At 30.7% G+C, this 21,261-nt stretch carries 17 protein-coding genes; 1 reads left to right on the top strand and 16 read right to left on the bottom strand.

Features of this window, described 5'->3' with window-relative positions:
* Positions 1-27: 27 nt before the first annotated feature.
* A complete protein-coding gene (locus tag FHG05_RS13700; protein WP_140998667.1) occupies positions 28-462 on the top strand; it encodes an Hsp20/alpha crystallin family protein in 435 nt (144 codons plus the stop codon).
* A 69-nt stretch (positions 463-531) separates the two neighbouring features.
* Here FHG05_RS13700 and FHG05_RS13695 read toward each other — a convergent pair whose 3' ends face one another.
* From FHG05_RS13695 to FHG05_RS13625, 16 genes are all read right to left on the bottom strand, one after another.
* A complete protein-coding gene (locus tag FHG05_RS13695) occupies positions 532-1,116 on the bottom strand; it encodes a hypothetical protein (RefSeq protein WP_140998666.1) in 585 nt (194 codons plus the stop codon).
* Positions 1,117-1,141: 25 nt separating this feature from the next.
* Positions 1,142-2,029: a hypothetical protein gene (locus FHG05_RS13690; RefSeq protein ID WP_140998665.1), complete on the bottom strand. Its 888-nt coding sequence runs from the start codon at positions 2,027-2,029 to the stop codon at positions 1,142-1,144.
* Positions 2,030-2,048: 19 nt separating this feature from the next.
* Complete coding sequence (locus FHG05_RS18440; RefSeq protein WP_181369179.1) at positions 2,049-2,204, bottom strand: hypothetical protein; 156 nt, start codon at positions 2,202-2,204, stop codon at positions 2,049-2,051.
* Positions 2,205-2,210: 6 nt separating this feature from the next.
* A complete protein-coding gene (locus FHG05_RS13685; protein ID WP_140998664.1) occupies positions 2,211-3,500 on the bottom strand; it encodes an OmpA family protein in 1,290 nt (429 codons plus the stop codon).
* Positions 3,501-3,517: 17 nt separating this feature from the next.
* Positions 3,518-4,009, bottom strand: a complete 492-nt coding sequence (locus FHG05_RS13680; RefSeq protein WP_140998663.1) for a hypothetical protein — start codon at positions 4,007-4,009, stop codon at positions 3,518-3,520.
* Between the two features lie 35 nt (positions 4,010-4,044).
* On the bottom strand, positions 4,045-5,073 hold the full coding sequence (locus FHG05_RS13675; protein WP_140998662.1) for a hypothetical protein: 1,029 nt from the start codon (positions 5,071-5,073) through the stop codon (positions 4,045-4,047).
* Positions 5,074-5,203: 130 nt separating this feature from the next.
* Positions 5,204-8,104 carry a response regulator gene (locus tag FHG05_RS13670; RefSeq protein ID WP_140998661.1) on the bottom strand — a complete coding sequence of 967 codons (2,901 nt, stop codon included), beginning with the start codon at positions 8,102-8,104 and terminating at the stop codon, positions 5,204-5,206.
* Between the two features lie 181 nt (positions 8,105-8,285).
* On the bottom strand, positions 8,286-9,395 hold the full coding sequence (locus FHG05_RS13665) for a hypothetical protein (RefSeq protein WP_140998660.1): 1,110 nt from the start codon (positions 9,393-9,395) through the stop codon (positions 8,286-8,288).
* 8 nt (positions 9,396-9,403) lie between these two features.
* On the bottom strand, positions 9,404-10,666 hold the full coding sequence (locus tag FHG05_RS13660; RefSeq protein WP_140998659.1) for an OmpA family protein: 1,263 nt from the start codon (positions 10,664-10,666) through the stop codon (positions 9,404-9,406).
* 122 nt (positions 10,667-10,788) lie between these two features.
* Positions 10,789-11,565, bottom strand: a complete 777-nt coding sequence (locus FHG05_RS13655; RefSeq protein WP_140998658.1) for a hypothetical protein — start codon at positions 11,563-11,565, stop codon at positions 10,789-10,791.
* Positions 11,566-11,576: 11 nt separating this feature from the next.
* Entirely contained in the window at positions 11,577-12,329 is a 753-nt protein-coding gene (locus FHG05_RS13650) for a hypothetical protein (protein ID WP_140998657.1), read from the bottom strand.
* A 302-nt stretch (positions 12,330-12,631) separates the two neighbouring features.
* Entirely contained in the window at positions 12,632-15,412 is a 2,781-nt protein-coding gene (locus FHG05_RS13645; RefSeq protein ID WP_140998656.1) for a hybrid sensor histidine kinase/response regulator transcription factor, read from the bottom strand.
* Between the two features lie 129 nt (positions 15,413-15,541).
* Complete coding sequence (locus tag FHG05_RS13640; protein ID WP_140998655.1) at positions 15,542-16,825, bottom strand: hypothetical protein; 1,284 nt, start codon at positions 16,823-16,825, stop codon at positions 15,542-15,544.
* Positions 16,826-16,910: 85 nt separating this feature from the next.
* A complete protein-coding gene (locus tag FHG05_RS13635; RefSeq protein WP_140998654.1) occupies positions 16,911-17,654 on the bottom strand; it encodes a leucine-rich repeat domain-containing protein in 744 nt (247 codons plus the stop codon).
* 5 nt (positions 17,655-17,659) lie between these two features.
* The gene (locus FHG05_RS13630) at positions 17,660-18,148 is read right to left on the bottom strand and encodes a hypothetical protein (RefSeq protein ID WP_140998653.1); all 489 of its coding nucleotides are present in this window, start codon (positions 18,146-18,148) and stop codon (positions 17,660-17,662) included.
* Between the two features lie 305 nt (positions 18,149-18,453).
* Positions 18,454-21,246, bottom strand: coding sequence for a response regulator (locus tag FHG05_RS13625; protein ID WP_140998652.1), 2,793 nt, complete (start codon positions 21,244-21,246; stop codon positions 18,454-18,456).
* Between the last annotated feature and the right edge of the window lie 15 nt (positions 21,247-21,261).

Here is a 21,261-nt window from a genome sequence, read left to right as displayed (position 1 = left end):
GAAATGTTTAATCAAAAATTTAAAGATATGAACTTAGTAAAAACAAATCCAAAGTTATTTTTCCCATCAGTAATGGAAGATTTTTTAAAACCCGATTTTATGGGTGGCGTACAAAGTTTTTCAAATACAATTCCTGCGGTTAATATTAAAGAAACCGAAACGGACTTTACCATTGAATTAGCTTCTCCAGGATTGAAAAAAGAAGATTTTAATATTGAAATTGATGAAAATGTGTTGACCATTTCATCTGAAAGAAAATTAGAATCGGAATCTCAAAATGAAAATGGGAAGTATACTCGAAAAGAATTTAGTTTTTCTTCTTTTAAACGCTCTTTCAATTTACCAGAAACCGTTAAAGAGGAAGATATTAAAGCCAATTACGAAAATGGAGTTTTACATGTACTACTTCCTAAAAAAGAGGAAGCTTTACCAAAACCAAAACGTTTTATTGAAATTGGTTAATTAAGAAGTAAAGATAAAAAAAGCCTAATGTTTCCATTAGGCTTTTTTTGTGAAAAACTAACTCAAATTTTAATTCGTTATATTAAAATAATTGCATATTTCATCGTAGCCCATAGTAGAATAATCTATTGAACTACTGCGACCCGCTGTTACACCACCAGGAATAATTACATATCTAAACTTTGCTCCTAAACTTGGACTTATTTGTTGATCAACAAGACTACCACTAAGTGCTTTAGCGGTAATGTTAATGTCTGATGCAGAGATGCTTCCGCTACCAAACCCACAGGTAAATTGAGCGCCTCTAAAATCTAAAACAGGTAATTGGTAAACATTTCCATCACCATAACCTGTAAAATAAACAATGATAGTATGGGTATTTTTTATACTAGAAGCAGATGGCATTCCTGCAGGAAAATCGATGCCCATATATTTTATTGAAGCAGATGAGCCCGTGAAATTTGCTGGAATCCAATTGGAATAAATTACATTTGCAGTTCCGGCTGGGCCTTGTGGTCCGGTAGCACCATTAACGCCATCGATACCATTTATTCCGTCTATTCCATCAATACCATCTTTTCCATCTTCTGCTGAGCAAGAAAGCATCATAATTACTACCACTAGTGACCAAATTTTTAAAATTGTTGTTTTCATGTGTTTGATTTTTATTTAATTAAAGTTATTTACGAGTATAAAAAAAGTTTTGTGAGTAGGTTCCACCATCTTCATCTGTGATAATTACTTTAGAGGGTAACCCTTCTTGGTTGTAGGTATATTCGTAAGTTGCATTACTAATTTCTCCGAAAGCACTTACAATAGTAATATGAGTAAGATTATTATTGCTAGTCCAATTTAAAGCATAGGCAGCGAGATAATTGAATTTGATTGTTTCAAATAGAGAAAAAGAAGAGTTAGGACAGATATAAAAGTTTCCTGAGGAAAGTCGCTCGATTACTTTTTTAAATGGATTTACCTTAGTATCATAAGTATATAATCGCGTTTCGATAAGATTATAAGTGCTATTATCAGTACTCGTGCTTAGATTGATTTCTTTTATGTTATTTTGTATGTCATAGCTAAGATTATACTTGTAATATTGGTTAATGGAACTACTTACAATATGAATGATAATTTTAATAATCCTATTATTAGAATCATACGTCATATTTTTAGTTTCTGTAATACTTCCACCAAAGTAAGTGGTACTTTGATTAATGAGTCTTCCTGATGCATCATATTCTAGTTCGGTTTGTCCGTTTCCAGTACCATCATTTATTGAAGCAATTTGCTTTAAAGAATTGTATGTAAGAGAGGCATTACCAATTGCTGTTATTTCATTATTATTTCTAATAATTTCATTATTAATTTTTGTCAATGTGGAACTACTAGGATCTAATGTTTCAAAACCCGTTACTTGATTTTCTGAATTGTAGTGTACTTGGAATTCTTCAGTGGAAAAAGAAAAGGTATAACTGCTCAAATAGGTTTCTTCGGTTGTGTTGTCATCGTCTTTACTGCAGGATAGCAATCCTAAAAGCAGTATGAAATAGACAATTGTTTTACTCATTTTTTTCATAATTTTAGTTTTATTTTTTCTTAAAAGTCATTTTCGTTAAAAGCTTATTTTTATGAATAATATTTAATTCATATTCTCCTTTTTCTAAGTGATTGATATTTAAATAAATTTTATTGGAAGGGATTTTTTCAATTTTTGCCTCATATTTTGTAGGTTTTTTAGGCATATAATTTTATTTAATTACCGTAAATTCAACTCTTCTGTTTTGTTTTTTACCATCTTCCGTATCGTTACTAGCTATGGGATTTGCTTCTCCTTTTCCTTCTGTTAGCATTCTTGACTTTTCAATGCCAAAATTGCTACTCAAATAATTTTTTACACTTTCTGCTCTTTGTGTCGATAGTTTTTGATTATCTGTTTCTTTTCCATCGCTATCTGTATGTCCAGTGATTTTAATTTTGATAGTTGGATTTTCTTGTAAAGCGTTTCCTAAATCGGATAAAACAGTTTTACTAGAGTTTTTAATACTAGATTTATTGGTATCGAAAAGAATTTCATTAGTTGTGAAAGTGCCTGTTTCAATGAGTTTATGACGTGTATCTGCACCTGCTTCAGCTAATTTTAAGTTGGAGATATAATATTTATCCTCAGGATTTCCATAGGTATGTAGGTAGAAAACGATACTGTTATAGGTAACATCTTGGAAAGCATTGGGTAAATCCCAAATTTTCTCACCATTCACATACATTCTAAGGCGTTTTTTTTGTCGCCAAAACTGTACTTTTGCTGTGTTTTTATCGTTGTTAAAAGATTTTAAATCTACATTGTTTTCTATGGCAAGCGCATGATTGGTGATTACTTTAAAGCCTGAAACACCTATTTTCCTACTACCTGCTCCTTGTGGATGAAGGCTAACAATGACACCTTCTTTTCCGCTTTTAAAATCTCCCCATTGGGTATAATCCGTTTTCTTTTGGGACGATACAAAGGCGATACTTAAACCACTAGAGTAGAATGAAAAATTTTCTGTGGTGTAAATGTCAACTTCAAAAGTGCAATTTTCAGGAAGTTTTGAAAAGTTTATAGGAGTATAGTTGCCTTTATCACTTAATTGCAACCATTTTTCATTGGAATCGGAAAAAGTAATCACTTCGCCGCTACTGTTAGTGTTCCAATTTACTGGAAAATCACCAATAGCATCCTGATTGAAATTTTCAGTAGCGATTATTTTGGTTCCTGCTATAAAATCTTTAGCACTCGTAATTGTTGTTTTTTTAGCTGTAGTTTTTGAATTCGTTTCTTCAGTTTGTGAATTATTTCCCTTTGTTTTTTTCTCTTTCTTTTTTTTCTTTTCAAAAACTTTATCTATCGATTCATCGGTTTTTTCTTCCGATTTTTTTTCTACACGTCTTTCTACAGTTCGTTCTGCCGCTTTTTCTGCTTTTTCACTTAATTTTTTAAAGAACTGTGCTTGGGATTGGGTCACCAATAAAAGTAAACCAATGGTTAGTATAAATTTCATACAAATATTATTTTATATTAAGGAAAAGTAATTTTAAAAGACCCTTCTGTTATAGCTTTAGTTGAAGGATTCAAACATGATTCTGACATAGAACTTCCTGTAAAACTAAACGTACCTGTAACTGTTTTGCCATTTATAGAAGTAATTGTTAAAGTTCCATTTGAAACAGAGCAAAAACCGCTTGAAAAATTTTCACCAGTTAATCGGTAATTTAATCTACCTTGAGTAGTAACATTTGAGGAACTAAAATTGTAAGTGCCTTGTGACACATTTCCAATGATATAAAAATCCATACCTGTTCCGTTGGTATCTCGACTGTCAATATCTAATCCTTCTTCATCGAAACTTCCATGTAATCCTGAACCTGTGGCTTCGTAAGAAACACCGTTAATTTTAGCTCTAATAAAATTATCATATGTAGTTGAATTTGAAGAATCATCATCACTACTGCAAGAAAATGATGTTACTATAAAAAGTAATATCATAAATGGTTTCATAATTGTTTTCATATGTTCTTTGTTTTAATTGTTTTTACGAATTTCTTTTATTTGATGAAAATAGAATATACTTGTTGGTCATTTAAAATGGATTCTTCAATAGCAGTTGCAGTACTATTTTTCCAGAATTTTGCTGCATTTTTTGTTCCGTTAAATTCTGAGCCACCAACATAAATATCTGTTTGAGAAATGAATATGGAAGAGGCATAAGCATTATTTATACCATCCGTTAAATTGGTTGCTATTCCATTTTTCCAGACTTTTGCAATGTTTTTTGTACCATTAGATTCGTAGCCAGTTACATACACATCATTATTGGATACAGCTATAGAATTTCCATAGGAAGTATTTATACCATCCGTTAAAGTTGTTCCAATACCATTTTTCCATACTTTAGCGACAAATTTTATCCCATTAAAAGCATATCCGCATGCATATATATCTGTACCCGATATTGCAATTGAAGAAACGGAATTATCATTGGAACCATCACTTAAATTAATGGCAGCGCCATTTTTCCAAATTTTTGCCACTTTTTTGGTACCTATTGTTTCATAACCACCTACATAAACATCAGCGTCATTTACAAGTACACAACTAGCTATAGCAGATTTTGTTCCGTCGGTTATATTTATTGCAGTTCCATTTTTCCAAATCTTGGCTACATTTACGGTTCCATTGGATTCAAACCCTGCGACATAAACATCTGATCCGGAAACTGTAATAGAATACGCATAAGCAAATTCACTACCATCGCTTAAGTTAGTTACAACACCATTTTTCCAAAATTTAGCAATTCTAGAAAGACTGTTTTCTTCATAACCAGCAACATACACATCATTACCAGAAACAAACACAGATCGTGCTATGGTATTTCTTGTGCCATCTGTTAAATCGGTGCCTATTCCATTTTTCCATACTTTGGCTATATTATACATACCATTAGATTCTGTGCCACAAGTATAAATATCTCTATTAATAGGATTTTGAATCACATTACTATCATCATCACTACTGCAAGAAAATAATGTTACTATAAAAAGTAGCATCATAAATGGTTTACTAATTGTTTTCATATGTTCTTTGTTTTAATTCGATATGACAAATTTGAACATAATCCAACAAAGACAATAGGAGAATTGTAACAAGGGTTATGACATATGTAACACGCTTTTATATGTCAATAAAATAAGGTGTTTGAGAGTTTTATGCTTTTTTTTCAAGATATTCTGAAGGCGTACAATGATACATTTCTTTGAAGCATTTTGAGAAATAAGACACATCATTAAAACCAACGGAATAGGCAATTTCTGAAATATTTCCATTCCCTTTTTTGAGTAATTCAACAGCAGTTTTTAAGCGTTCTGTTCTTAAAAATTCGGTGGCACTAACACCTAATAGTGTTTTTAATTTGCGATGTAATTGCATGCGACTCATACCTACAGCTGATGCGAAATTATCAGATGAGAAATCGGCATTTGCTACTTCTTTATGTAAAATTTCTTGTAGTTTTTCTAAGAATTTTTCATCCACTGAATTAATAACAATATCAACCGGTTTTAAAACCAGTTCTTGGCTGTAACGTTCTTGGAGCTTTTTTCTTTCTTTTATGAGTTGGGTTACCGTAAGTTTTATAATTTCGTGATGAAAGGGTTTGGTAAGAAAAGCATCAGCTGTACTTTGTAAACCTTCTAAATGAGCTTCTTCAGATGTTTTTGCTGTAAGTAAAATAACGGGTATGAAGGAAGTAAGTTCGTTCGATTTTATCGCTTTGGTAAATTCATAGCCATTCATTTTAGGCATCATAATATCCGAAATGATACAATCTGGAATCTCTTTTTTTGCAATTTTTAGCGCGTCTTCACCATTTTCCGCTTCCAATATTTGAAAATCTCCATTTAATACATCTTTTAAAACCGTTCGTATTTCAGCATTATCATCTGCAATTAAGACAATTGGTAAATCATTTTCTTGAGTTTGATTTTCTATAATAGGAGTGGCTTCTTTGGTCACAACCACAGCATTTTTAGGAAATTTTTCGAGTGGAAGTAAGATTGTAAATTGGAGGTTTTGATTGGTAACTTGTGTTTGTATTTCCCCTTCGTATAATTCAATTAATTCTTTGACCAATGCCAATCCGATACCAACTCCCTTTTCACTTTCATTTTTTTGGTAAAAGCGTTCGAAAAGTTGGTTGATTTCCTCTTTTTTTATGGAAATACCAGAATTACTACAAATTAACTTTAATTTTTTATTTTCGATGGACGAATGAAACTCAATTCTTTCTCCTGTAGGAGTGTATTTGAAAGCATTGGATAAGATATTGGTTACAATTTTTTCTAAAATATCTTTATCGAAATAATGAGAAGTTGTATTTTTTTCAATGAGAGTTTCAAATTTCAAATTGTTTTCTTTGGCTTGAAATTCAAATGGCTCTGTTAGACTATGTAAGAACGAACTGATATTACCTTCTTTTACAATTAATTTCAATTTACCACTGTCTATTTTGGAAAGCGCTAATAATTGATCCACCAATTCCAACATTCTATTGGCATTTCTGTCAATGAGTTGCAATTGTTTTTTTTCATCCTCATTTGAAATAACTTTTTGCAGACTTTGAACAGGACTTTTAATAAGCGTTAGAGGTGTTCTAAATTCGTGAGAAATATTGGCAAAAAATTTAGATTTTAAGGTGTTTAATTCTTTGATTTTTTGAGCTGTTTTCAATTGGTTTCGATATACAAAAAATAAGGTAAAACCAGCTAGAAAAAGGAATCCAGCCAAGCCAATATAAATGTATTTTTGCTTTTGCGCGAGTTTATTTTCGGCAGATAATAGTTTAATTTCTTGTTCTTTTTTTTCAGTTTGAAATTTCTTTTCTAATTCGGCAACACTTACATTGGTTTTCTCATCTACAATGCTATCTCTGTAAGCATAATATTTTTTTTGAGCTTCTAAAGCCGCTTTATAATTGTTTTGTAGTGTATACGCTTTGGTTAAATTTTTATAAACTTCGGATATATTTGTTTTACTATGAATGGCTTCACTTATTTTTAAAGCTTTATTATAGTAAGAAATCGCTTCTTCCGGATTTTTTTTCAAGGCTACTAAATGCATGCCTATAGCGATATAGCGTAGCGCAAGTAAACTAGGATTGTTATTTTTTTGTTCCAATATTTTGACTGCTTTTTTTTCAAACGCTATAGCTAAAGTTCTGTTTTCAGCATCACTAGCAATTAAAGCAGAAGTCATATATGCTTGTGCAATACGATCTTCATTTTTCGACAATTCTGCATATTTGACACATAATTCTTGATATCTCTTAGCTTCTTTTGCGTCAATTTGACGATACAATTGACTCATGTTGCAATATCCTAATGCTAGATTATCAATATCGCCATGTTTTTCCCTGTAATAAATCGATTTTTTAGCATATTCAATGGTTTTATCATTGTCTTTCAATCGGTAGTAAACTAATGATAAGTTGTTGTAAACGACTGCTAATTCTCCATTATACGTTTCGGGAAGACTTTCGTATATTTTAATCGATTGGATCAAACATTTGGTTTGATTGATTAAATCATCTTGTAATCCATAAGTATAACCAAAATCATTATAGGCTAAGGCTGCATGATAGGAGGGATGTTGATCAAAATAATTTTTAGTGCATTTTTGAAAGAGTGGAATAGCTTCATCCATTTTATTTTGATACATTTTTATTTGAGCTGTATGTAAGGTGGCATAAGCGATGATTTTTGAATTATTCAGTTTTTCTCCAAGTGCCGTTACTTGTTTGTTTATAATTTCTGCTTTGTCTAATTCATCATAATTGATAAAAATATCTTCTTTTTTAAGTAAAGCATGAGCATAACCTATTTCATAATTTTTTGCTTTTGCTAATTTTTCAGCTTTAGTGGTATAAAATACAGCCGAATCATATTCCGAAAGATTATAAAAATCTTCTGCTTTTTGGATATAGTTGAATATTTTTACAGAGTCTTTTTTTGTAAATGTTTGTGAATGAAGTGTAACGGGTATAACTAATAATAAGCTAAATAAAAGGAAATAGCCATATGAAACAGCTCGATTCAGTTGTTTTTTTTTCATAGTTTGTTTACTTGATATGTAAATTTAGACAATTATAATAAGAAAAAACTTTTTTTTATAAAAGTATTGTAACATAGTGTGTTACATGTTTTTTAAATGACTATAAAAAATAAAAGTACAACAACAGTATCCTTTATTTTAGGCTTGTTTTTGTACTTTTATATAACTATAGAAAAGAAACTTACTTCATGGGAGGCATCATTTGAGTTGCTAATTCTTGTGCTCTCGAAGCAATTTCATCTTGTACTTCCTTAATTCTCTTTTCATAATTTTTTCTACAATTGCTTCCAGCTTGATGAGAGGGACAGTTCTTTCTTGCTGCTCTTAATTGGGCGATTTCATCTTGCTTCGTTTTAAGCCAATTGACAATATTCTCTGTTTTAGCTTTACCAGATGGTAAATGAAAATCAAAAGATAGTATTTTATAACCATCTGTATTAATGCCCCATTCTTCAATTTGTTCTAAATGTAATAATTTAGAAACGCCATCTTCAGCCTCGGTTACCGCTAAAAATTTTTGTTTTTTTTCAAATACATTTTTAAAAATACCTACTCCAAATCCCATCAGAGGAATACCTGTTGGAATTTGAGCTTCCTCTTTGGCAAACCAAAAAGTAATACTTTTTAGAGAACCATCATCATCTGTAAATGTACCGCTGTAAGGTTCGAGCGGACTAGTATTGGTAACGGTGTTTGCATTCGCTTTGGCACTATTTAAAACTTCCAAACTTTTACTATAGGTGTCAGTAAATACATTTGAAAAGGTAAAACCAGAAGGCATTTTAATACATATTTTTCCTTTTTCTTGATGTTCTACAAAAGCGTACCAATCATTTTGAGCATTACGAATGATAAAATTAATTTTATACTGCTGCACATACGGATTGTTTTTTAAAGCTTGGAACAAGTCATTGTTTTCAATATCTGTTCCATGAATGTACATAGAGTTATCATTACTGTTTACCTTATATGTGAAATTTCCTGATTGATTATTAATGGAAATATATTGTTCTATTTCAAAATCAAACTTAAAGATACCGTGAGGTTCAATAGGATTAATGGCAATTTTTGCCTTTAAATCAAAATATTTAGAATCATCAAAAGGAGTACCTTGTTCAATAGTGGGTACAGATTGCTGTTTGCCGTCATAATTCCATACCACTTTCATTTCATGTTGTAAATGAAGGGGAACATCTGTAGGTATTTCAAAAGGATTTGGAATGGCACCTGTAACCATTCCTAATGCAGTTGTTGCAACTAAACCGAGTATAATTTTGACTGCTAATTTCATTTCAAATATTATATTTTTTGAAATTCTACACGTCTGTTTTTAGCTTTTCCTGCTGCAGAATTATTTTCGGCAACGGGTTCGTTTTCACCTCTTCCTTGAAACATAAAGCGAGCTTTGTCTAATCCTTTATTATCAATAAAATAGTTCATTACAGCAGCTGCTCTTGATTTAGATAATGTCATATTTTTTACCGAATCTCCATCGCTATCGGTGTGACCAATAATGTTCAAACGAAGGGTTTTGTCATCTTGCAATACTTTTGCCATTTTATCTAAAAATTCATATGATTCTTTTTTGATTTTATCAGAACCTGAATCAAATAAAATTTTTGTAGTCGAGAAACCTCCTTTTAGAATTAAGGAACGCAAGTCTTCTCCTTCTTCTGTTATTTTTACATTTGCAATGGCAGCTATATGGTTTTCTTTTGGATCGGTTCCTTTTAAATAAAATTGAATATAGTTACCAAAATTATTACTTAAGAAAGAAGGTAAATCAATTGCTTTTTCATTATCAATAAAAACACGCAAACGATTCCCATTTACAACTACAGTAAAATGTGTGGTAGTATTAAATTTTTCTTGCATTTTGAAGGGAATGTTATTGTCAATTTTGGCATTTGTTTTTCCCCAATTTTGCACATTTATTTGATTACAAACAGTTGATCCTTTCCACAAGGAGAAGCTAAATTTACCACCATTTTTAGGCCTGTTTAAAGTTTGTTCACTGGAAAAGTTAATACCAAATTGAGAACCAGATAGCCCTTTGTAATCCAAATTTTCTGTAACCAAATCAAATTCTAAAGCATAATTTTCAGGGAGTTTGTTTGTTTTAGCTGAATAGGTTCCGTTTGGATTCAATTTGAAAGCTTTGTTTTGTCCCACTTTTATAACTTCCCCACCAGAATTTGTGTCCCAATTCGCTGGGAAATCCCCAAAATTATCTTGGTTAAAATCATCAGAAAATAGGATATCTCCATTTGGGAAAAAACTACTTCCTGTAACGATATCTTGCCCTTTTTTAGTTGAAGAAGATGAAGAACCAGAGCTTTCTTTACTAGATTTTTTTTCTTTTTTAGTCTTTTTTTTATCCGATCCGAAAACACTATCCATGGCTTGATCTGTCTTTTTTTCCGTTTCTCTTTCTACTCTTCGTTCAACAGTTCTTTCCGCTGCTCTTTCGGCTTTTTTCTTTAATTTATCAATTAATTGTGCATTACAAATTTGGGTACCTAAAAGAAGCAGCAATGCGATACTACAATTTTTAATTTTCATAATTTTAGATTTTTAAGATTTTATATTTTTTTTAGTTAATGGGTTGAAAGTCATTATTTTGTTTGAACTAATGAAGCTATTTTTCTTTATGTATCATACAAGCGATTTATTTTTCTACTTAATTAAAATTTCTTTTCCTGATACGTTATGTTCTTTATCATGAAAGGGTTGGTGTCTGAATTTATTCTAATTTCCGTCTTAGAAATATGATTTTGGGTATCCAAAGTATGTGTGAAATGTGATTCAATAACATCTGATGATATCAAGTCTTCATATCGCGTTTCTTTTACATTTTGGGTGCTTAGAAAGTACAAATCTTGAAAAAAGTTATCTCTAAAATAGGTATCCAAAATGGCGAGAACAGGTTGCGGTTTCATAAAATGATTGAACCCATTTTCTGTATCATAAGTAACTTCTAGGGTTTCATCGCTTGAAAAATAATAATATTCTAAATTATTTGCCGAATTGAATTTCCAAGTGTAAGGAAAGTTGTATCGATAAAGATTTGTATTACTATCATGATCAATATTATATTCTGTACTTGAACCAGATTGATTAACTGTAATTTTAGTTACAATTCCATTAGTATATGAAATTTGATAATCGGTCTCTTCTCCAGAAGGCAAATCTTTAATTTTCAAATTGGAAAGTAATTGAAGTTCATTATAAGAACAATCGTAACTTATTTTAGTGCCTCCAGAAAGATTACGGGTTACATTTTGAATTAAAAATTCATTGGTATAACTGATAGCTAACGTTTGGTAAGAGGCTGCTGAAGCAGGATAAATGATTTCCATGTTTACAGGTAACCAAATTGATTGGCTATCATCGTCATTATTACAGCTCATTAATACAAGCGTTAAAACAAAGAAAAGGGATTTATAGATATACTTTTTCATAACTCATTTATTTAGAATCTATTTCTTTTTTCGTAGGTAATATCTAATTGACTTCCACCGCCGCTAAAGTTATACACTACAGTTGTAATATTGTTTTCAGAGTCTCTTGTATGAACAAAGTCAAAATCTTGAACCCCATATTGGAAATGATTGATTTGCTTTTGACTGAAAAAATAGAAGAGATGACCTGTATACAAACCTAAATCGAATTGAAGCGCAATTTGAGGTGAAACATTTTTAAAAACGCCTGAGTTATTGCTATCTAATGTTAAGATTAAATCAGATGCAACAAAAGTGTTGGAGTAAGTGGTTGGGTTGTCACTAGCATCTAAAACTACGGTATTGGTATCGCCACCATCAGTAAGTGTATACGTATTTGTAGAAGAATTGTAAGTAATCGGGAAAGTTTCGGTTGTTCCACTCACATCATCAATAATAGAAGACAATTTTCCAGAAGCATTATATACAAACGTACGAACATCTGGTCCAGAAAGAAAGCCAGAATTGGCTACACTGGTTATTTTCCCATTGCTATACGCATATTGTTTGGTTTTTAGCCCTTGATTATCTAGAATAGTAATACTAGCAATAGTGTTATCATTATTGTAAGTTAGAGTCACCGTTTTATTATTAACTGCATTGGTATAGTCTGTGAGTGTTAATTGGGTTGGAAAAGCATCTTGAGGTGTGGCATCATCGTCATTGTTACAGGATAATAACACTAAAAAGCAGCTTACTAGGAAAAATGTTTGGATTGTTTTCATGATCATTTTTTTTTGAAATTTGTTTTTTTTAAGACTTTATTTTTGTGAATAATATTTAGTTCGTATTCTCCTTTTTCGAGATGGTTAATGTTAATTAGAATTTTTTGAGAAGGTATCTTTTGTAACTTACCTTCGTAATTGTATTTCTTTTTATCAGCCATTTTTGTCTCAGTTTGTTTTCCAAAAGTACAGCCTAATCCAAAAGATGTTTTGTGATAATGTAACAGGCTTTTGTAACATTGTAACAAACAAAAAAATCCTCTAAAATGAGGCTTTACGAGGTTTTAAAAGGAAATTTTTATTTATTTTTTATAATATTCAGAAGGTGCTTTTTGATACAAATCTTTAAAGCATTTGGAGAAATAATAGACATCGTTAAAACCTACAGAATAGGCAATTTCAGAAATGGAAAGTTTTTCATTTTTTAATAATTCAACTGCTATTTTTAAACGTTCATTTCGAATAAATTCTGTAGTGGTCACACCAAATAATGATTTTAATTTTCGATGCAATTGCATGCGACTCACATGCATTTTTTCAGCAAAAGCTTCCGTATTGAAATCTTGATTGGTAATTTCAGCATGAATAACTGCTTCTATTCGAGTAATAAATTTTTCATCTACAGAATCGATAACAATTTCGGTTGGTTTTAAAATCAGTTCCTGACTATATCTTTTTTGTAATTTTTTTCTTTCATTAATTTGTTGATATACCAATTCTTTTAATAAATCATGTTGAAACGGCTTGGTTAAAAAACCATCTGCTTGATTTTTTATAGCGTCTAATTTCGTCTCAGGAGTCGTTTTTGCCGTTAGTAAAATGACAGGAATAAAAGAAGTTAATTCATTTGTTTTAATTTGCTTGGTAAATTCTAAACCGTCAATTTTTGGCATCATAATATCAGAAATAATACAATCTGGAATTTCTTTTTCTGCTATTTTTAAAGCCTCTTCACCATTTTCAGCTTCATAAATTTTAAATTCTTCTTTGAAAATATCTTTAAGAACACTTCGTATAGAAGCATTATCATCTGCGATTAATAGAATAGGTAGTTCGTCATTTACTTCATTTGGTTCTTGCGATGTTACTGCAGCACTTACAAGTTCATTATCATTGGTATGACCAATAACAGCATTTTTAAGATGTGTTTGTAATGGAATTTCAAAAGCAATAGTTAATACATCATTTTCTAAATTCGTATGAATAGTTCCTTCATACAAAGTAATGAGTTCTTTTACTAAAGCCAATCCAATACCTGCACCTGTTTGATGGGGGTTTTTTTGATAAAAACGTTCGAAAAGTTTTTGTAAATCGGTTTTTGTGAGTGTTGCATTAGAATTGCTGATACTTACTTTAAGAATTTGGCTATCAACTAAAAATTCTCCTTTTATGATTGATGCTTCATCACTGTACTTGATGGCATTATGAAGTAGATTGGTAGTAATTTTTTCTAAAACGTCTTTATCAAAAGGATAATTTTCGTTAGGAATATCGAACTCAAGTTCCAGTTTTTTATTCGATTCCTGCGCTAAATATTCAAAAGGTTCAGCAATACTATGTAGAAAATTAGTTAGATTTCCTTCTTTTACTATCAGTTGTAATTGGCCACTGTCTATTTTGGAAAGTTCTAATAATTGATCTACTAATTCCAGCATTCTATTCGCATTCCGGTCAATTAATTCGAGTTGTTTTTCTTGTTCGGTTGTTGCGTCTTTTTGAAGTTGTTGCACCGGACTTTTAATAAGGGTAAGAGGTGTTCTGAATTCGTGCGAAATATTAGCAAAGAAACGAGATTTTAAGGTGTTTAATTCTTCTAGTTTTTGAGCTGTTCTAATTTTATTTTTGTAACCAAAAAACAAAAAGAGTCCAGTTGCTAATAGTAATAAAGAAATAATGATATAAATGTATTTTTGCTTTTCTGCTACTTGATGTTTAGAAGTGAGCAAAGCAATTTCTTGTTCTTTTTTTTCGGTTTGATATTTGGCTTCTAGTTGATTAAAATTGATACTATTTTTTTTAATATCTACACTATCTTTATAGACAATATATTCCTTTATTTTTTCATAAGCAGCTTCATTTTTACCTTTCTGATGGTATAAATTGGAGAGTTGGTGTAAACAATCAGAGAGCACTCCTAAATCGGTATTTTTTTCTTGCTTTAGAGTTGAGATTGCATTTTGATAAGCGGTTATTGCTTTATCTTGGCTTTCAATTGCATTTAAAAAACTGGCGTAAGCCCAATACGCTTTTCCTAAATTTATGGTATTGGCATGAATTTTATTTTTTTCAATATTTTCTAAATAATAGGTTTCTGCTTTATCATTCTGACCTAATCTACGGTATAAAGAAGCAAAAGCCCAATAGGTATCATTTAATTCTTTAATCAGGTTATTTGCTTCAAAATATTTTTTAGCGTTGTTGTAATACGTGAGTGCTATTTCAGGTTCTGGATTTTCAGTTTCCACAAAAGTTGAACCATAATACAAACCTGAAAAATGCATTTCGGTTAAGGAATTACTTTCTTTAGCTTTATCATACGCTTTTTTAAAATAGTCTTTTGCTCTTCCGTAAGTAGTTTTAGTTGGACTTTCATAACCTCTAAGAAACATTAAACCGATGTTTTGCAAAGCTTTAATTTGTGAATCATTGCTATATTGATGTGCTTCGCTAACAGAATCGGCTTTTAGGTAATTTGTAATGGCTAAATCATCTTCATATTTAGAATAGTGAATGTTCCCTCTTGCATTTAAAACCGCTGCATACTGAACTACTTCTTTTTGAGTAGGTTTGTTTTTTAAAGTTATGGCTTCAATGGACTTTAAAGCATAATCAAACAATCTTAATTTTAGATAGGCATTTGCGACTTTTATTTTTGTTTCATTGATTGAATAAACAGCTGTTTTATTTTCAGCCAATTCCAATGCTTTTTGAGCATAGGTTAACGAAGCATTATAATTTAGAGTATTGAATGTTGAATCGGCTTTTTTTATATAAATGGATATGGAATCAGAAACGCTCTTATGTTGCGAAAACGAAGGGTAAGAAACGAATATACTGAATAAAATAAGAGAAATGTATTTCATGCTGATTGTTTGTGAATGACAAGTATACAAAAAATAAAATTGATGTATGGATTCTTGTAACAAGTTAAAGTTACATATTTTAATCTACTGACAACCAGTGTTTCATAAATAATACCCATTTTAGATTGTTTAACAGCGTTTGGCTACAATATTTGGAATAACATTTGAAATATAGTAGTTCATTTTTTCTACATTGGCTTTATGAGAATCATTCGTATTGCGTTCTTGAATTTGGTCCATTTCTTCTTGTGCGTTTTTATAGTCTATTATTTTGATTTCCAAACAGGCTTTTTCTTCTTGAAGTTTTGTATAATCTGGATTTCTATTCGTCATTCGATCTAATTTTTTTTCAATAATTAGTATCCTTTTTTCGCATTCTAATTTTTTAACTTCAATGTCATCTTTTGGATCAAAACCTTCCAAAGCATAGCGACTATTTTGTTCCGCAGGGGCACCATCTTCAATGTATTTATTCATGGCTCTTTTACGTTTGGATTCCATTTCCGATTCTGTATTTAAAATTTCTTGCTCTTTATTCGCAATCGTTCGTTCTGAATTAGTAGCTCGATTGATATTTTCTTGTTTTTTCGTTAAATAGTCTTCCTTTACATTAGTAACTCGCTCGTGGTCCTCTGCTACGATATTTTCTCTTTTACGATAATTACTTCCGTCAAAACGAATGGAAACATTTTCAATGTTTTCTATTTCAGCCGAACCTTCTTCATTTTCAATGCGTGTAACCAATTGAGTTTTGTTATCATTATAAATATAACCTAGACCTAAAAAACCTGCTGTTTTAGGATTGGAATTAGGGTTGAGTTGTGTTTCATTTTGGTTGGACAAATACACAAAATTTTCATGACCAGTTGCATTAGAAACATTGTGATATTCTTGCGAATTATAATTCTGACTGCTTACATTTAAGTTGTTTCCAGTAGGAGAGAAGTTCCGATTAAATTTTGCTACAGACATATTGGTTTGATCTACAGCAATTTCATTCATTGGTAATCGATTTACCACTTGTTTTATACCATTCAACTCAATATAATAATAGGTCTTTCCATTGGTATGGGTTAATCTATAATAAACTTTTACATTTTCATTATGTGGAAATTCAATACCAATCATAGCTTCCATCATTTCTTTGTTCATGCCCATATAGCCTTTATTTGTATTGACTAAAAAAGAGGTTGTGTAAGAGGTTCCGGAATTGGAATTAAATGAAAAAGTAATTTTTTTATCGAATGTGATTCTTTCGTTCGGATTAAAATCAAAAAAAATAACAGGAAGGTTTCCAGAAGGAGTATGTACCGTATCTTTTACTGCTTCCTCTTCAGGATTAAAAAACAGATTGTTTTGCGCTTGAAGATAACTCAAACCTAAACAAAAACAACATAAGAAAAGTCTTTTCATAACGTATTTTTTTAAATAAACGATTTATTAGTAATTAGAAATAGGTAAATTAAAAATACAATCCATTTTTTATGTCATTTTAGAGTTAATTACAAGTAGTTGTTGCATCTTTAATGATGGTAGTCCCCGTTGTTTCTAAATCACAAACACTTTGTGGAATAGTAGTGATAAAATTATCGGAAACATCTAAAGTTGTTAAATGGGTTAGATTGCTCAATTGCGAGGGAACTTGGGTTAGCGAATTAGAATAGAAACTGAGATAATCTAATTGGGTTAATTGTCCTATACTAGAAGGAATTGCTGTAATTGTATTGGCTCCAAAATCCAATCGCGTTAAAGTGTTTAATTGACCTATTTCAGCAGGAATGGTGCTTAAACTATTATTATAGACAAATAAGCGATCTAAATTTTCCATCTGAGAAAGAGTAGTGGGTAAACTTGTAAAATGATTATTGTTTAATCCTAAATAAGTGACTTTTTTTAGATTCCCAATTTCTGTTGGAAGTTGCTCTATGGCATTATTTCTCAGTTCTAAATAAGTAAGTTCTGTTAGAAACCCAATAGCAGCAGGTATTGTTGTTAATCCTTTGTCTATTAAGTTTAAACTTGTGACTTTTCCTTCACTGTTTACACCTACATGTTCCCATGAAGCTATTTCAGTAGCATTTGTATCCCATCCTAAAGTGTTTCCAGGGTTAGCATTGTAAAGGGCAAGCAGTGCTTCTCTTTGAGATAAGGTAACAACTTGCGAACTTTCATCATCATTATTGCAGCAGATAGTTATTACAGAAAGTATCATTATTGCGAAACGAGTTACTGTATTTTTCATGATTTTTAAAATAAAGAGTTAATTGTATTTCCTTGTAATACCAAAGTATTATTATTCATGTTAGCATCATCATTAGTAAGATTACCATCTATAAAAATATCGGGATCATAACTAATTCTTAAAATAATATCATTTTGAAATTCGATAGTTGTGTCCCAATTTCTAGTATAGCTAAACGTGATTTCTTGGTCTACATTTATCACTGCTGGAAGGTTAGCAGTTGCCATAACCGTTTCAGTAGTTGTGCCTAAAGGGCGTTCAATTAAATAAGCAACTTGTTGCCCTAAAGAAGAATTGAAATTGGCATTCCCTACATTTTTTATATGCCCTCTAATTCTCACTTCTCCAGTTGTAGCAGAGGTTTGAGAAACCATTTCATAGGTGATTTCATCTGCTTTTAAATCTACAATTGAAGTAGTTGTTGTGTCATCATCTGAATTACAAGATATTGCTAAGTAACACATAATTAGCAATATGGTTTTCATTTTTTTCATAGTTTCATTTTTTAAAAGTTGTTTTTTTTACGATTTTATTTTTGTGAATAATTTGCAATTCGTACCTGCCTTTTTCAAGGTTATTGATGTTGAGATAAATCTTTTGAGAAGGAAGATTTTCTAAATGTCCTTCAAAATAATATTTTCTCTTTTTCGACATTGCTAATTGATTTCACTCAAAGGTAAACCCAATACTAAACTTATGAATGAACAGATGTAACAAAAGCATGAATAGATGTAACATAGTAATGTTACTGCTTTGTAAAAAAGAAATTCATGCTTTTTAAAAAAATTAAAAGAATGAACTAAGGCTGTTTTTGAATGGAAGATGGTGGAACTGAAAAATAATCTTTAAAGCATTTTGAAAAATAAGTGATCTCATTAAACCCTACTGCATAAGCAACTTCAGAAACCGTCACGTTAGGTTTTTGAAGCAGTTGATAAGCTAGTTTTAAACGCTCATTTCTAATGAATTCAGTTGCGGAAACACCAAACAAAGATTTTAATTTTCGATGCAATTGCATGCGACTTATGTTGGCTTCGTTTGCGAAAATTTCAGTTGTAAAATCAGGATTTGATAAATTCTTATCTAAAATTATTTCCAAACGAGCAATGAATTTTTCATCATAAGAATCCACAACAATTTCTGTAGGTTTTAAAATTAATTCTTGACGATAACGTTCTTGTAATTTTTTGCGTTCTTGTAGGATTTGAGTTATTGTTTCTCTTAAAATTTCATTATGAAAAGGTTTGGTTAAAAAAGCATCTGCTGCACTTTTTATACCTTGAAGTTGAGATTTTTCTGAAGCATCTGCAGTTAATAAGATTACAGGTATAAATGAAGTTAATTCATTTGATTTTATTTGTTGTGTCAATTCATAACCGTTTAATTTAGGCATCATAATGTCAGAAATAATACAATCTGGAATTTCTTTTTCAGCAATTTCTAAGCCTTCCATACCATCTTTAGCTTCCAAAATAGTATAAGAATCCTGTAAAACGGAAATAAGTAAGTTTCTAATGTCTGCATTATCTTCTACAATTAGAAGTAAAGGAACATTAGATTCGGTAGAATTTTCGTGAGGACGAAGTGAAATTTCTTTTTCTTCAATAAGAACTGCGTGGTGATGTTCTTTCTGTAAAGGTAAGGCAACTTGGAACGTTAAAGTGTCTTTGTGAACCTGTGCATGTATGGTACCTTGATATAGATCGACTAGTTCTTTTACCAAGGCTAAACCAATACCAAAACCCGCATTAGTTTCTTTTTTTTGATAAAACCGTTCAAATAATTGCGGCAAATCTTCTTCATTAATTTGGGTTCCTGTGTTAGAAACAATTAGTGTTAAAACAGCATCATTAATTATTGCTTCAAAAATTATAGTATCTTTTTCTGATGTATATTTGAAAGCATTTGATAATAAATTGCTGAGTATTTTTTCCAACACATCCTTATCAAAATAATAAGCGTTTCTATTTTCTGTAAAACGAACTTCAAATATTTTATTATTTTCATTTGCTTCAAAGCGAAAGGGTGCGATTACATTTTGGAGGAAATCAATAACAATTCCTTTTTTCAAAAGTAATTTAAGATTGCCAGAATCAATTTTTGAGAGTGCTAATAATTGATTGATTAATTCCAGCATTCGATTCGAATTTTGATCAATTAACTGTAATTTATCCAGTTGGTTTTTCTTAGTGATCTCTTTTTGCAGGCTTTGCAAAGGACTTTTTATGAGGGTTAAAGGCGTTCTGAATTCATGAGAAATATTGGTAAAAAAAATTGATTTTAATTCGTTAAGTTCTTGAATTTTTTGAGCTGTTTTAATTTTATTATTATAATGATACCCTAGAAATAATGCTGAAATTAGCAACAATAACATCAAAGTTACTACCACATATAGTTTGTTTTTTTCCAGTTTGTTTTCTGTAGCGAGAAGTTGAATGGCTTGTTCTTTTTTTTCAGTTTGATATTTCGTTTCTAATTCTAACACTTGTGCATCATTTTGAGCAATTAGGGTGCTGTCATTCTTTTTTGTCGCTAAAGACAAGGTAGCATAAGCTTGTATGGGTTGGTTGTTTTTTGAATAGGCTTTTGCTAATGTTTTTAAGGTTTTGATTTCCAATTCATTTCTTTGATCGACCTTTTGGTTGAAAATATTTCGAGCCCTTTCCAAAGCTACTACTGCTTCAGGAAAATGTTCTTCTTCTAAAAGAAAATCACCCATATTAAGATAAGCAAATCCTAATTCTTTTTTTTGTGTTGAGGTTGAAAGTATTGCAATCCTTTTTTGATAGTAGAATAAAGCAGAATCTTTTTGTTTTTTAGCTTCTTGAACTCTTGCCAAACTTAAATAAATACTTGATTCTCGAAGTGTATCTTTAACATTTTGTGATGCTTTTAAACCTTTAAAAAGATATTTTTTGGCTACATCATATTCTTCTTTAATCGCTTGTAAATGTGCATATTTTTCATATACAGCACCTATTGCGGTATCATTTTGTATTTCTTCTGCTATTTGTAACGCTTTTATAACATACTTTTCTGCTCTGTCAAAATTTCTTGAATTGGATGTTTTTTTTGAGAAAATTAATAATTGAGCGATTCCGGTTAAATTAGAAACCACTGTTCGATTTTTAATTTGGTAAGCCGTGTTAATTTCATCTGCTTTTAAGCGAAATTGCATCGCTAAATCATCCTTTTGAATACTATAGAAATAGGTTCCTAACTCCATGAATACTTGGCTAACCATTTTCTTATTGGATATTTTTTGAGCTTTTTCTTCAATACGTTTTAAGTAATACGTATTCTCGTTTTGGTGTGTTTTAGATGTTATCTGAACTAATAGTTGTGTCGTTAGAAATGATAAAGAATCTTTTTTTTGAGATTCGAAGACTTTCCAACTTTTAGTTGCATAATGATATGCGCTATCTAACTGACTCTTTGTGAAGTAAATTTCAGCTAATTGATAATATGCATTTCCTTTTACTTGTTCCGATGTTTCATTTTGAATTTTATACTCTAAAAGTGAAATGGATTTTTGTTGTGAAAAGCCATTCATTACAATTAAACAGAGTACTATTGAAATCCAATTTTTCATCGAAAATAATTATAA

Source organism: Flavobacterium profundi, assembly GCF_006491645.1.
Taxonomy (GTDB): domain Bacteria; phylum Bacteroidota; class Bacteroidia; order Flavobacteriales; family Flavobacteriaceae; genus Flavobacterium; species Flavobacterium profundi.
Note: the sequence above shows the minus strand (reverse complement) of the source record. Positions and strands in the feature narration are given on the sequence as shown.

What these genes read in the sequence shown, in the direction of transcription:
- FHG05_RS13700 (WP_140998667.1), top strand. Translation starts at nt 28, where the DNA reads ATGAACTTAGTAAAAACAAATCCAAAGTTATTTTTCCCATCAGTAATG.
- FHG05_RS13695 (WP_140998666.1), bottom strand. Translation starts at nt 1,116, where the DNA reads ATGAAAACAACAATTTTAAAAATTTGGTCACTAGTGGTAGTAATTATG.
- FHG05_RS13690 (WP_140998665.1), bottom strand. Translation starts at nt 2,029, where the DNA reads ATGAGTAAAACAATTGTCTATTTCATACTGCTTTTAGGATTGCTATCC.
- FHG05_RS18440 (WP_181369179.1), bottom strand. Translation starts at nt 2,204, where the DNA reads ATGCCTAAAAAACCTACAAAATATGAGGCAAAAATTGAAAAAATCCCT.
- FHG05_RS13685 (WP_140998664.1), bottom strand. Translation starts at nt 3,500, where the DNA reads ATGAAATTTATACTAACCATTGGTTTACTTTTATTGGTGACCCAATCC.
- FHG05_RS13680 (WP_140998663.1), bottom strand. Translation starts at nt 4,009, where the DNA reads ATGAAAACAATTATGAAACCATTTATGATATTACTTTTTATAGTAACA.
- FHG05_RS13675 (WP_140998662.1), bottom strand. Translation starts at nt 5,073, where the DNA reads ATGAAAACAATTAGTAAACCATTTATGATGCTACTTTTTATAGTAACA.
- FHG05_RS13670 (WP_140998661.1), bottom strand. Translation starts at nt 8,104, where the DNA reads ATGAAAAAAAAACAACTGAATCGAGCTGTTTCATATGGCTATTTCCTT.
- FHG05_RS13665 (WP_140998660.1), bottom strand. Translation starts at nt 9,395, where the DNA reads ATGAAATTAGCAGTCAAAATTATACTCGGTTTAGTTGCAACAACTGCA.
- FHG05_RS13660 (WP_140998659.1), bottom strand. Translation starts at nt 10,666, where the DNA reads ATGAAAATTAAAAATTGTAGTATCGCATTGCTGCTTCTTTTAGGTACC.
- FHG05_RS13655 (WP_140998658.1), bottom strand. Translation starts at nt 11,565, where the DNA reads ATGAAAAAGTATATCTATAAATCCCTTTTCTTTGTTTTAACGCTTGTA.
- FHG05_RS13650 (WP_140998657.1), bottom strand. Translation starts at nt 12,329, where the DNA reads ATGAAAACAATCCAAACATTTTTCCTAGTAAGCTGCTTTTTAGTGTTA.
- FHG05_RS13645 (WP_140998656.1), bottom strand. Translation starts at nt 15,412, where the DNA reads ATGAAATACATTTCTCTTATTTTATTCAGTATATTCGTTTCTTACCCT.
- FHG05_RS13640 (WP_140998655.1), bottom strand. Translation starts at nt 16,825, where the DNA reads ATGAAAAGACTTTTCTTATGTTGTTTTTGTTTAGGTTTGAGTTATCTT.
- FHG05_RS13635 (WP_140998654.1), bottom strand. Translation starts at nt 17,654, where the DNA reads ATGAAAAATACAGTAACTCGTTTCGCAATAATGATACTTTCTGTAATA.
- FHG05_RS13630 (WP_140998653.1), bottom strand. Translation starts at nt 18,148, where the DNA reads ATGAAAAAAATGAAAACCATATTGCTAATTATGTGTTACTTAGCAATA.
- FHG05_RS13625 (WP_140998652.1), bottom strand. Translation starts at nt 21,246, where the DNA reads ATGAAAAATTGGATTTCAATAGTACTCTGTTTAATTGTAATGAATGGC.